Genomic DNA, 12,413 nt, shown 5'->3' with positions numbered 1-12,413 from the left:
TCGACGAGGTGCCCGGTCGACCCGCGCGCCACCGGGTGCATCTGGCAGGCTGGTAAGCGTGCTCACCATGCCGGTACGCCAACTGGGGGAGTCGGAGCGCCGCGCGGTCGAGCGGCTGCTCGACGCCGACCCGTACGCCGGAGCGCAGGTCGCCGAGCGGGTGGCGGCGCGCGGGCTGGCCTGGTGGCGGGCCGAGGCGCGGATCCTCGGCTACGGCGGCCGGCGCAACCTGGAGTCGATCTGCTGGCTGGGCGGCAACCTGACCCCGGTGCTCGCCTCCGAGCCCGCCGTGGCCGCGTTCGCCGAGCAGTTGGCCGAGGAGGAACGGCTCTGCTCCTCGATCGTGGGTCGCGCCGACGCGGTGCTCGGCCTGTGGGACCGTCTCGGTCCGCACTGGGGGCCGGCCCGGGACGTACGCCCGAACCAGCCGCTGCTGGCCACCGACGCGGTGCCCCCGGTCGCGCCCGACCCGCAGGTGCGCCGGGTGCGGGCCGGTGAGGTCGACCGGCTCTTCCCGGCCGCGGTGGCGATGTACACCGAGGAGGTCGGCGTCTCGCCGATGGCCGAGGACGGCGGTCGCGGCTACCGGCGGCGGGTGACCGAGCTGGTGCGCGCGGGCCGGGCCTACGCCCGCTTCGTCGACGGGCGGGTGGTCTTCAAGGCCGAGCTGGCCGTGGTGACCCGCCGCACGGCGCAGGTCCAGGGCGTCTGGGTGGCGCCCGAGTGGCGCGGCCGGGGGATCGCCGCCGCCGCCATGGCCGCGGTGGTGCGCGACGCGCTGGCCCGGGTCGCGCCCACGGTCAGCCTCTACGTCAACGACTTCAACCGGCCGGCCCGCCGGGTCTACGAGCGGTGCGGCTTCCGTCCGGTCGGTACGCTCGCCACCGTGCTGTTCTGAGGATCACTTCTTCTTCCGTTGCCCCGAACCGGACACCCGACGCTATGCTGGGCATGTTTTTATACTGACCAGTCAGTTTAGAAGGTGTCATGAAGATCGTCGAGGCCGGTGGACTGGGCCTGCGCACCCGGCGCGGCTGGGTCTACCGGGACGTCGACCTCACCGTGCACAGCGGTGAGCTGCACGCGGTGACCGGACCGCCCGGCAGCGGGCGCACCTCGCTGCTGCTCGCCCTGGCCGGCCGCTTCCCGCACAGCCACGGCGAACTGCGCCGCCACGGCCCGGCCGCGCTCGGTCAGGTGGCCGGCGTGCACGAGCCCGACCCGACGCTGACCGTCGCCGAGCACATCACCGAACGCCTGCTGCTGCTCGGGCCGGTGCCGCGCCGCCGCCGCCGGCTCGTCCCGGTGGCCGCGCTGCGGGCCCGCCGCGCCTACCGCCGCGACGCCTACGCCGCCGCCATCGCCGGCGCCGGCTTCACCGACGCGCCGCTTCACCCCGACCGGTACGGCCGCGACCTCACCCCGGCCGACCGGCAGGTGCTCGGGCTGGTGCTGGCGAGCCTCGCCGGCCCCAGCCTGATCGTCGCCGACGACGTGGACGCCGGCGCCGACCGTCCGGAACGGCAGTGGATCTGGGCCGCGCTGCAACGCCTCGCCGGCCAGGGGTACGCGGTGATCGCCAGCGCCCGCTCAGTCGAGGCGGAGGTGGCCGCCACCGCGCACCGCATCGGCGACCCCGCCCCGCCGACCCCCGCCCTGACCGCCGTGGAGGTGCCCGCATGAGCAGCGTCCTGCGACTCGCCCGGTTCGAACTGCGCCGGATGACCCGGGGCCGGCTGCCGCGCGCCGCGCTCGCCGTGCTCACCGTGGTCCCGCTGCTCTACGGCGCGCTCTACCTCTACGCCTTCTGGGACCCGTACGGGAAACTCGACCGGATCCCGGTCGCGCTTGTCAACGCCGACCGGCCGGCCACGGCGAGCGACGGCCGCCAGGTGCACGCCGGGCGGGACCTCACCGACGAACTGATCGACCGCAAGGTCTTCGGCTGGACCGTCACCGACCAGGCCGACGCCACCGAGGGCCTGCGCGACGGCCGCTACCACCTGGTCTTCTCCATCCCCGCCGACTTCTCGGCGACGCTCGCCGCCGGCCCGGAACCGGACCGGCCGGCCCGGCAGGGCGAGCTGAAGGTGGTCCACGACGACGCCACCAACTACCTCTCCGGGCTGCTCGCCCGATCGGCGTTCAGCGAGATCCGGGCCGCCGCCGCGGAGAGCACCGCCGCCTCGTACTTCGACCGGATGCTGATCGGCTTCACCGACGCCAAGGCCGAGACCGGCCGTGCCGCCGACGGGGCCGGGAAGATCTCCGACGGGCTCGGCGCCTCGCAGCGGGGCGCCGGGCGGCTCGCCGACGGGCTCGGCGACGCCGAGGACGGCGCCGGGCAGCTCACCGGCGGGCTGGACCGGTCGGTCCGGGGCGCCGACAAGCTGGCCAAGGGCCTCGACCAGTTGCGGACCGGCGCGGCGCAACTCGCCGACGGCGCCGGGCGGGCCGCGACCGAGACGAAGGCCGCCGCCGCCACCGTCGACGCCGCCGCGAACAGGTACGAACCGGTGCTGCGGCGCAACGCCGACCGGATCCAGCAGGCCGCCTCCACGGTCGCCACCGGCGCGCAGCAGCTCGCCGACGGGCTGGACGCCCTGCCCGCCAAGGCCGACGAGGTGGTCGGTCTGGCCGAGGAGATCTCCGACCGGCTCGACGCGGTCGCCAAGGAACACCCCGAGGTGGCCGACGACAGCGACTTCGCCGCCGCCCGCACGGCCGCCGGCCGGGCCGTCACCCAGGCGAAGGCGCTGAGGTCCGCGCTGGACCGGACCGACCTGACCGCGTTGCGCAAGCAGATGACCGCCGTGGCGGAGACCGCCCGGGAGGTGGCCGCCGCCGCGCCCCACCTGGCCGACGACGTCGCCGCGGCCCGCGCCAAGGTCGACGAGCTGGCCGGCGGGCTCGGCACACTCGCCCAGGGCAGCGCCAGGCTCCGCGACGGGCTCGGCGACGCGTCGACCGGCGCCGACCAGCTACGCGGCGGGCTCTACCGGCTCTCCACCGGCGCCCGGCAGCTCGACGGCGGCCTGGGGCAGCTCGGCAGCGGCAGCACCAAGCTGGTCGACGGGCTGAGCCGGCTGGAGGGCGGCGCCGGCGACCTCGCCGACGGGCTCGCCGCCGGGGAGAAGAAACTACCCGGGTACGACGACGCGGCCAGCCGCGCCGACGTGCTCGCCGACCCGGTCGGCCTGATCCGCGACGCGCAGCACCCGGCCGGCTCGTACGGGGTGGGCTTCGCCCCGTACTTCCTGGCGCTGGCGCTCTGGGTCGGCGCGATGATCACGTACATGCTGTTGCGGCCGGTCAACCGGCGGCACGTGATGTCCGGCGCGGCCGGCTGGCGGGTGGTGCTCGCCGGCTGGCTGCCCGCCGCGGCGATCGGCCTGGCCCAGGTCGCCGTGCTCTACACCGTGGTCACGCTGGCCCTCGGGCTGGGCCCGCGGCACGGGGCGGCCACGTTCGGGCTGCTCGCGCTCACCTCGCTGGCGTTCACCGCGATCATGCAGCTCCTCGGCGTGGCGTTCGGCCCGGCCGGCCGGCTGGCCGCGCTGGCGCTGCTCATGCTCCAGCTCACCTCGTCCGGCGGCACCTACCCGGTGCAGACCTCGCCCGGGTTCTTCCAGGCGATCCACCCCTGGCTGCCGATGACGTACGTGGTGGGCGGCCTGCGGCACACCATCAACGGCGGTCCCGCCCGGCCGGTGCTCACCGGGGTGTCCGTGCTGCTCGCGTTCGGCCTGGGCGCGCTGGCACTCACCGTCGCCGCGGCGCGGAGGTCCCGCCGGCTCACCCCGGGCAGGCTGCACCCCGAACTGACCATGTGAGGATGGGCCGGTGACGGACGGACGGACCCGCCGGCGGGAGGACACCCGCCAGCGCCTCTTCGTGGCGGCGGTGGACCTCATCGCCGAGCAGGGCTTCTCGGCGACCACCGTGGACGACATCGCGGCCCGCGCCGGGGTGGCGAAGGGGACCGTCTACTACAACTTCGAGTCCAAGACCGTCCTCTTCGAGGAGCTGCTGCGGCACGGCATCGGCCTGCTCACCGCCGAGTTCCGGGCCGCCGTCGACGGGCTGCCGCCCCGCGAGGCGCTCGCCGCGCTGGTCCGCGCCGAACTGGACTACATCCGCCGCTACCGGGCGTTCGCCCAGCTCCTGCTCTCGGAGATGTGGCGCACCAACCGGGAGTGGCAGCAGACGCTGCGGCTGCTGCGCGGCGAGGCGATCGAGGTGATCGCCGAGACCGTCCGGGCCGGGGTGGCCAGCGGCGACCTGCCGGCCGACCTGGACGTGCGCACCGCCAGCTCGGCGCTGTTCGGCGTCGGGCTCGTGGTGGCGGTGGACTGGCTGGTGTTCCAACCCGACCGGCCGATCGCCGACGTGCAGGATGCCCTGCTCGGCATCGTCCGCCGGGTCGCGCAGACCTGACCGGAACGCGGTAAATCGTTTGAACCGGGCCGGCCGGACGAGAAGGCTGGGGACACCGCCCCCACCCGTCCGAGTCCGGAGGACCGTCCCATGCGCCTGCTCCGAGACCTCTGGACCACCGCGCCCCGGCGGATGGTGGTCGTCCTGCTGCTGATCGTGCTGGGCGCCGGCGGTCAGGCCGCCGCGTCCGCGCTCGCCGGCCCGGTGCTCGTGCACCGCTCGTCCGGCTGGTTCGTCGCGCTGGCCGTCGCGCTCGTCGCCGCCGTCGTCACCGACCTGCTGATCGGGCTGATCATGGCGCGGCTCACCGCCGACTGGTCCGCCGACGTGCGCCGCCGGCTCTGCCGGGTCGCGCTCGGGCAGGATCTGCCGGCCCTGGAGGTCACCCCGGTGGGTGAGCTGCTCGACCGGATCGACAACGACGTCTACCAGGTCGCCGCCGAGATGCGGAACACCGGTGTACGGCTCGCGCAGGGCATCGCCGTCTGCGTGCTCGCCACGGTCAGCGCCCTGATCGTCTGGTGGCCGGCCGGCCTCGGGATGGTGCTGCTCACCGCCGTGCTCGCGGTCGCGCTGCGCCGGCCCACCGCCCGCATCGCCCCGGCCCGGATGGCCGAGGAGGAGGCGTGGTCCGACCTCGCGGCCGTGATGGAGGAGGCGGTGCACGGCCAGGACGACGTGCGCACCAGCCTCGCCCGGCCCTACGTGCTGCGCCTCTACGCGCGCCGGGCGGCCGAGGTGGTCGCCCGCTGCGGCCGGGTGTTCCGGCTCTCCGCGCGGGTCACCGCGGTGGCCGCCGGCGGCATCCGGGCCGGCATCGCCGCTGTGGTGCTGGCCGGCGCGTGGGCGCTCGCCACCGGCCGGGTCGACGCCGCCCGGCTCACCGCCATCTGGCTGCTCGTGATCGCGTTCGGCGCGACCGTCGAGCACATCGCCCGCTGGGTGCCGCACCTGCAACAGGCGTTCGGCGCGTGGGCCCGGGTGCAACTGCTGGCCGGCGCGCGGCAGGAGCCGGTCGGCGGGATCGCCCCCACCCACGGCGACCTGACCGTGCGCGGGCTCACCTACCGCTACCCGGCCGCCGGGGACGAACGCGGCCCGGCGCTGCGCGACGTGCGGCTCGACTTCACCCGCGGTCGCTCCTACGCGCTGGTCGGGCGCACCGGCTCGGGCAAGTCGACGCTGGCCAAGGTGCTCACCCGGGCGGTCGAGGTGCCCCGCGGCACGGTCCGCCTCGGCGAGGTGGACCTGGTCGACCTTAACGTCGAGGAGCTGCGCCGGTGGATCGCCGTGGTGCCGCAGCGCACCGAGATCCTGGCCGGCACGCTCGCCGAGAACGTCGCGCTGTTCGACCCGGAGCTGCTCGGCGCCGCCGAGCGGGCGCTGGCCGAGCTGGGCCTGGCCGGGTGGATCGCCGAGCTGCCCGACGGCGTGCACACCCGGCTCGGCGAGGGCGGCCACGTGCTCTCCGCCGGGCAGGAGCAACTGGTGGCGTTCGCCCGGATCCTGGTCCGGGACCCGCACGTGGTGATCCTCGACGAGGCCACCGCGCGGCTCGACCCGGTCACCGAGAACCGGGTCCGTCAGGCCACCGAACGGCTGCTCACCGACCGGATCGGCATCGTCATCGCGCACCGGCTCTCCTCGGTGCGCCGCTGCGACGAGGTGGTGGTGATGGCCGACGGCGCGGTGCTGGAAGCCGGCCCGCTGCGCGCGTCCGCACGCTTCGCCGAACTGCTCGCCACCAGCCACGCCGGGGCGTACGCCGGCACCGGGGCCCGCGGCGGCGGGGTGGAACTGCTCGACGGGCCCGGCTGGGCCGACGAGCCCGTCACCCCCGACTGGGCCGACGCGCCGGTCACACCTGCCGGGCCGGGCGAGTCCACCGCGGCGCGTCGCGGCGCCGTGTCCCGCGTCGAACCGCCGCCGGTGCCGCCCGCGCCGCCGGCCCGGACCATGCGGGAGATCCTCCGGCTCGGCGTCAACGACCCACGCTACGGCCTGCTCTCGGTCGCCCTGTTCGTCGTGATCACGCTGCTCGGGCTGGACGGGTCGGTGCTGCCGTGGCTCTGGGCCGACGTGGTCGGCGGCGGCGACCCGTGGCTGCCGGCGCTCGGCATCGCCGCCGCGCTGCTGCTGGTGCTGCCGCTGCCCTACCTGACCAACCTGTGGTTCCCGCAGTGGTGGATCCGGCAGATGCTGCGGATCAGCGCCCGGCTGGTGCACGGGCAGACCGGGGCTCGCCGGGTCAGCGGGCACACCCCGGCCGAGGTGGTGGCGCAGGGCGGTGACACCGACCGGGTGGTGCAGCTCGCCGACAACCTGATGGACCAGTTCATCTCGCTGGCCATCGTGCTCACCATGACGCTGGTGACCGGCAGTTTCGTCCCCGCGCTGTTCTTCGTCGGCACGATGGTGGTGTCCGGCCTGGCGGCGACGCTGTTCGGGCCCCGGCTGGAACGCACCGCCGCCGGCACGGTCAAGGCGCGCGCCGCGTTCGCCACCGCGCTCGTCTCCTCGCTCTCCGCGGCCCGCACGGTGAAGCTGGCCGGCGCGACCCGCCCGGTGCTGGACCACCTCGCCGGGCTCGACGTGGTGCGCAGCGAGCGGCAGCGCCGGGAGATCGCCATGCAGGTGTGGGCCCGGTCCACCCCGGCGGTCGCCAGCGGGCTGCTGCCGATCGGCGCGTGGGCGCTCTACCTGGCCGGCGGGCTCTCCGCGGGCGCGACCCTGGTGGCGGTCTCCACGCTCGGCGCGGCCCGCTGGTTCGCCTGGACCACCGCGGCGCTGGTGTCGCAGTACCCGTCGGCCCGGGTGTGGACCCGGCGCACCGTGGCGATGACCGGGATGAGCACCTACTCGGCGGCGGTGCCCGGGCTCGACCTGGCCGCCGGCACCGCGCCGGCCCCCGAGCCGCCGCCCCGGCACCCGCTGCGCCGGCTGGAGCTGGCCGGCTTCGGCGCGCTGCACTCCGACGGCACGCTGGCCGTCCGCGACGTCGACCTGGTGGTCGAACGCGGGCAGCTCGTGCTGGTGGTCGGCCCGGTCGGCGCCGGCAAGTCGTCGCTGCTGCGCGCGCTCGCCGGCATCGTGCACCACGTCGGCGCGCTGCGCTGGAACGGTGAACCGGTCACGGAGCCGGAGCTGTTCCTGCGCCCCAACCAGGTCGGCTACGTCGGCCAGCTACCCCGGGTGCTCTCCGGCACGGTGGCCGACAACATCGCGCTCGGGCACCCGGTGGACGCCGCGAGCGCGGTGTCGACCGCCCAGCTCGAACACGACCTGGCCGCGGCCGGCGGCGGGCTCGGGCTGCTGATCGGGCACAAGGGCACCCGGCTCTCCGGCGGCCAGCTCCAGCGGCTGGCGCTGGCCCGGGCGCTCGCCCCGCGTACCGAACTGCTGGTCGCCGACGACGTGTCGTCGGCGCTCGACGTGACCACGGAGCTGGCGCTGTGGGCGGCGCTGCGCGAGCACGGGGTGACAGTGGTCGGCTCGACCGCCAAGCGGGCCGCGCTGGTCCGCGCGGACCACGTGGTGGTGCTCGTCGACGGCCTGGTCGCCGACCAGGGCGCCTGGTCCGACCTGGAACCCCGCTGGAACCACCTGGCCGGCTGACCTCCCGCCCCGCCCGACCGGGGCGGGGCGGGAGACCGTCAGAAGGCGCGGGCGTACTGGTCCGGCCAGGCCGGGGTGGCGCCCAGCTTCGCCGCCGCGCGGCGCGGCCAGTACGGGTCGCGCAGCAACTCCCGGCCCAGCAGCACCAGGTCGGCCTCGCCGCCGGCGACGATCTGCTCGGCCTGCTCGGGTTCGACGATCAGGCCCACCGCGCCGGTCGGCACGCCCGCGTCGCGGCGGATCCGGGCGGCCAGCGGCACCTGGTAGCCCGGACCGACCGGCACCGACGCGTGCGCGGCGGCACCGCCGGAGGAGGCGTCGACCAGGTCCACGCCGGCCGCGGCCAGCTCACCGGCGAGGACCACGCTGTCCTCGACGGTCCAGCCGCCGTCGGTCCAGTCGGTGGCGGAGATCCGGGTCAGCACCGGCACCGCCTCGCCGACCGTGGCGCGGACCGCGCGGGCCACCTCCAGGGTGAGCCGCATCCGGCCGGCCCGGTCGCCGCCGTAGGCGTCGGTGCGCCGGTTGGTCAGCGGGGACAGGAACTCGTGCAGCAGGTAGCCGTGCGCCGCGTGGATCTCCACCGCGGCGAAGCCGGCGTCCAGCGCCCGCCCGGCGGCGGCGGCGAACGCGGCCACCACCTGCGCGATGCCGGCCTCGTCGAGGGCGGTGGGCGTGCGGTAGTCGGGCACGAACGGGTCGCCGCCGGGGCCGACCGGTTGCCAGCCGCCCTCGGCGTCCGGCACGCCGCCGCGCCGCGCCGCCCACGGGCGGTACGTCGACGCCTTGAACCCGGCGTGCGCGAGCTGCACGGCCGGGACCGCGCCCTGGCCGGCGACGAACGCGGTGACCGGTCGCCACGCGTCGACGTGCGCGCCGGACCAGAGGCCGACGTCCTGCGGAGTGATCCGCCCCTCCGGCAGCACGGCGGTGGCCTCGCTGAGCACCAGCCCGGCGCCGCCGACCGCGCGGGAGCCGAGATGCACCCGGTGCCAGTCGGTGGGCAGGCCGTCGGGCCCGGCACTGTACTGGCACATCGGCGCCAGCGCGATCCGGTTGGGCAGGGTGACGCCGCGCAGGGTGAGCGGGGTGAACAGGGTGCTCATGCGGTGATCCTCACGGTCAGGCGGGTACGGGGGCGAGCGGCTGGTCGTCGATCGGCTGGATCAGGTCGCGCCTGCCGGCCGAGTCGTACGCGGCCCGGTCGAGCGTGCCCTCCCGGGCGGCCACGATGGTCGGCACCACGGCCTGCCCGGTCACGTTGGTGGCGGTTCGCATCATGTCCAGGATCGGGTCGATCGCCAGCAGCAGGCCGGCGCCGGCCAGCGGCAGGCCCAGCGTGCTCAGGGTCAGCGTGAGCATCACGATCGCGCCGGTCAGGCCGGCGGTGGCGGCCGAGCCGACCACCGAGACGAAGGCGATCAGCAGGTAGTCGGTGACGCCCAGGTGCACGCCGAACACCTGCGCCACGAAGATCGCGGCGAGCGCGGGGTAGATCGCGGCGCACCCGTCCATCTTCGTGGTGGCGCCGAACGGCACCGCGAAGGAGGCGTACTCGCGGGGGACGCCGAGGCGCTCGACCGAGCGCTGGGTCACCGGCATGGTGCCCACCGAGGAGCGGGACACGAAGGCCAGTTCGATGGCGGGCCAGGCGCCGGCGAAGAAGCGCAGCGGGTTGAGCCGGCCGGCCGCGACCAGCAGCACCGGGTAGACCACGAACATCACCAGGGCGCAGCCGACGTAGACGGCGGTGGTGAACTTGGCCAGCGGGGCGAGCAGGTCCCAGCCGTACGAGGCGACGGCGTTGCCGATCAGGCCCAGCGTGCCGATCGGGGCGAGCCGGATGACCCACCACAGCGCCTTCTGCACGATCGCCAGGACCGAGCGGTTGAGCTGCACGAACGGCTCGGCAGGCGCACCGACCAGCAGCGCGGCGGCGCCCACCACCAGGGCGAGGAAGACGATCTGCAGGACGTTGCCCTCGACGAACGCGCCGACCGGGTTGGTGGGCACGATGCCGGTGAGGAAGTCGATCCAGGAGCCGGTGGTCTTCGGCGCGTTCGCGCCGGCCGGGTCCAGGTTCACCCCCCGGCCGGGGTCGGTGAGCAGGCCGATGCCGATGCCGATGGTCACCGCGATCAGCGCGGTGACGCCGAACCAGAGCAGCGTCTTGAGGGCCAGCCGGGCGGCGTTGGCGACGCCGCGCAGGCTGACCACGCTGACCACGACGGCGGTGAAGACCAGCGGCGGCACGGCCAGCTTCAGCAACTGGACGAAGAGGCCGCCGACGGTGTCGAGGGTGCTGGTCAGCCAGGCGAGGTCGGTGGCGCGGGCGAGGAAGCCGAGCGCCACGCCGAGCACGAGGCCGAGCAGGATCTGCACGGAGAAGGGAATCTTGCGCAGGGCGGAAGCCATGAGGGCGGGTCCAAGGTCTGGAGAGGGATCGGGGCGTCGGAGGCGGAACTACGCCGGACAGACGCCGCTGGCCTGCCGTCGGAGGTCGACGTACAGGCGCTCGGTGAGGCACCAGACATTGGTCATCGCCGGCTGACGCTACTCCCGCACCCGCCCCGCTGGAAGGACCGACCCCCGTGACACCCCTTACACCCTCCTGAGTAAGGAGGGGCCCCCTCTTAACATCCGTCGGTGAGAGAGGGCCCCTTCTATCGCCCAGGCGTTAACAGGGGGCCCCTCCTTGACAGCAGCACGGCGGTGGTCAGGCCCCAGGCGGCGGTCACCGTGAGCAGCACGCGCTCCAGCACCCCCACCAGCGCGCCTCGGCCCACCAGCAGCATGGCCAGCCCGACCGCCCCGGCCAGCGGCAGCGCCAGCGCCGCGCCGACGGTGGCGACCCGCCGCAACGCCGGGCCGGACGCGGGGGAGCACACCAGCGCCAGCATCGCGAAGACCACCGCGGCGGTGGCCGCGATGCTGGCCCCGCCGTGCACCAGGTCGGCCACCGTGGCGGCCTCGAACGGTGGCAGCGGGCAGCCGGCGCTGCACGTCACCGTGCCGGAGAGCGCGGTGGCGACTGCGCTGGCGGCGAGCAGCACGGACGCCGCGCGCGCCGCCGCCGGCAGTGCCCCGGCGAGCAGCAGCAGCGCCGTGGCCAGCGTGAAGATCCCGATCCGGTACGCCCCGGCGTACCCGCTGTCGGTGACCCCGGCCTCGCTGACGTACCCGGTCGGCCCCGGGCCGGGACCGGCGACGACGGCGACCGTCACCGCGACCGCGCCGGCCACCACGCAGCCGGCCGCGACGGCGGCGGCGAACCGGCGCGCGGCGGGCTCAGCCACGCCCGTGCGGCGTGGTCCAGCCGGCGAGGTCCGGACCGAGCGGCACGATCCGGGTCGGGTTGATCATGTCGTGGGTGGCGTAGTAGTGCCGCTTGATGTGGTCGAAGTCCACCGTCTCCCCGAAGCCCGGCGTCTGGAACAGGTCCCGGGCGTACGCCCACAGCACCGGCATCTCGGTCAGCTTCTGCCGGTTGCACTTGAAGTGCCCGTGGTAGGCGACGTCGAAGCGGACCAGCGTGGTGAACAGCCGCACGTCCGCCTCGGTGATCGCGTCCCCCATCAGGTAGCGCCGTCCGGCAAGGCGCTCGCTCAGCGCGTCCAGCCGGGCGAACAACGCGGTGTACGCCTCGTCGTACGCCTCCTGGGAGGTGGCGAAGCCGCACCGGTAGACGCCGTTGTTGACGTCGCGGTGGATCTCCGCCATCAGCGCGTCCATCTCCGGACGCAGCGCGACCGGGTAGAGGTCCGGCGCGTCCGGGGCGTGCAACCGCCGCCACTCGGTGGAGAGGTCGAGCGTGAGCTGCGGGTAGTCGTTGGTGACCACCCGCCCGGTCAGCGTGTCGACGAGCGCCGGCACGGTGACCCGACCGGTGTAGTCGGCGTCGGTGGCCAGGTAGGCGTCGGAGAGGAAACCGACGCCCAGCACCGGGTCGAAGCCGTCCGGGTCGAGCGCGAACCGCCAGCCCCGCTCGTCGCGGATCGGGTCCACCGTGCCCAGCGAGATCACCTCGTCCAGGCCGAGCAGGCCGCGCACGATCCGCGCCCGGTGCGCCCACGGGCAGGCCCGGCACCAGATCAGCCGGTACCGCCCCGCCTCCAGCGGCCAGCGTCCCGCCTCGTCCGGCCCGCCGCCCTCCGGCGAGGTGGAGTGCGGGGTGACCCGCCCGGTGAACCGGTTGGGCTGGCGGACGAACGCGCCGCCGCCACTGGTCTCTGCGCTGAACTGGGCCCCGGCCATGCCGCCAACCTATCCGCTCCGGGCGCGGATATCCTGACGCCGGGTGCCCCCGTGACCCGGTGGGCGGCCCGCCGACCGACCCCTTCCCACCCCCCGAAGGACGTGCG

9 protein-coding genes are annotated in these 12,413 nt (G+C 75.2%); 5 read left to right on the top strand and 4 right to left on the bottom strand.

The genetic code is table 11. The features are described from left to right. The first annotated feature begins 58 nt into the window (after positions 1–58). From AB0H28_RS06615 to AB0H28_RS06595, 5 genes are all read left to right on the top strand, one after another. A complete protein-coding gene (locus tag AB0H28_RS06615) occupies positions 59–898 on the top strand; it encodes a GNAT family N-acetyltransferase (RefSeq protein WP_358035251.1) in 840 nt (279 codons plus the stop codon). An 89-nt stretch (positions 899–987) separates the two neighbouring features. Next, positions 988–1,683: an ATP-binding cassette domain-containing protein gene (locus tag AB0H28_RS06610; protein ID WP_358035249.1), complete on the top strand. Its 696-nt coding sequence runs from the start codon at positions 988–990 to the stop codon at positions 1,681–1,683. Next, the gene (locus AB0H28_RS06605) at positions 1,680–3,833 is read left to right on the top strand and encodes a YhgE/Pip domain-containing protein (RefSeq protein WP_358035246.1); all 2,154 of its coding nucleotides are present in this window, start codon (positions 1,680–1,682) and stop codon (positions 3,831–3,833) included. Before AB0H28_RS06610 ends, AB0H28_RS06605 begins: the two co-directional genes overlap by 4 nt. 10 nt (positions 3,834–3,843) lie before the next feature. Beyond that, on the top strand, positions 3,844–4,437 hold the full coding sequence (locus tag AB0H28_RS06600; protein ID WP_358035243.1) for a TetR/AcrR family transcriptional regulator: 594 nt from the start codon (positions 3,844–3,846) through the stop codon (positions 4,435–4,437). A gap of 90 nt (positions 4,438–4,527) precedes the next feature. Then, positions 4,528–8,052: an ABC transporter ATP-binding protein gene (locus tag AB0H28_RS06595; RefSeq protein WP_358035240.1), complete on the top strand. Its 3,525-nt coding sequence runs from the start codon at positions 4,528–4,530 to the stop codon at positions 8,050–8,052. A gap of 38 nt (positions 8,053–8,090) precedes the next feature. Here the strand turns inward: AB0H28_RS06595 and AB0H28_RS06590 are convergent, their stop codons facing one another. The 4 genes from AB0H28_RS06590 to AB0H28_RS06575 form a co-directional block, all read right to left on the bottom strand. Next, positions 8,091–9,158: an NADH:flavin oxidoreductase/NADH oxidase gene (locus tag AB0H28_RS06590; protein WP_358035237.1), complete on the bottom strand. Its 1,068-nt coding sequence runs from the start codon at positions 9,156–9,158 to the stop codon at positions 8,091–8,093. 16 nt (positions 9,159–9,174) lie between these two features. Then, complete coding sequence (locus tag AB0H28_RS06585) at positions 9,175–10,455, bottom strand: dicarboxylate/amino acid:cation symporter (protein ID WP_358035928.1); 1,281 nt, start codon at positions 10,453–10,455, stop codon at positions 9,175–9,177. Between the two features lie 260 nt (positions 10,456–10,715). Then, positions 10,716–11,348, bottom strand: a complete 633-nt coding sequence (locus tag AB0H28_RS06580) for a DUF998 domain-containing protein (protein WP_358035235.1) — start codon at positions 11,346–11,348, stop codon at positions 10,716–10,718. Beyond that, a complete protein-coding gene (locus AB0H28_RS06575) occupies positions 11,341–12,306 on the bottom strand; it encodes a glutathione S-transferase C-terminal domain-containing protein (protein WP_358035233.1) in 966 nt (321 codons plus the stop codon). The genes AB0H28_RS06580 and AB0H28_RS06575 overlap by 8 nt, the downstream gene beginning before the upstream one ends. Positions 12,307–12,413: the final 107 nt, after the last annotated feature.

It is taken from the genome of Micromonospora sp. NPDC050980 (assembly GCF_040653835.1).
Classification (GTDB): domain Bacteria; phylum Actinomycetota; class Actinomycetes; order Mycobacteriales; family Micromonosporaceae; genus Micromonospora.
This window is presented reverse-complemented; position numbering and strand designations above follow the sequence as displayed.

Bases quoted from the DNA above. Each gene is read 5' to 3' on its own strand.
- AB0H28_RS06610 (WP_358035249.1), top strand. From the start codon at position 988: ATGAAGATCGTCGAGGCCGGTGGACTGGGCCTGCGCACCCGGCGCGGC.
- AB0H28_RS06605 (WP_358035246.1), top strand. From the start codon at position 1,680: ATGAGCAGCGTCCTGCGACTCGCCCGGTTCGAACTGCGCCGGATGACC.
- AB0H28_RS06595 (WP_358035240.1), top strand. From the start codon at position 4,528: ATGCGCCTGCTCCGAGACCTCTGGACCACCGCGCCCCGGCGGATGGTG.
- AB0H28_RS06590 (WP_358035237.1), bottom strand. From the start codon at position 9,158: ATGAGCACCCTGTTCACCCCGCTCACCCTGCGCGGCGTCACCCTGCCC.
- AB0H28_RS06575 (WP_358035233.1), bottom strand. From the start codon at position 12,306: ATGGCCGGGGCCCAGTTCAGCGCAGAGACCAGTGGCGGCGGCGCGTTC.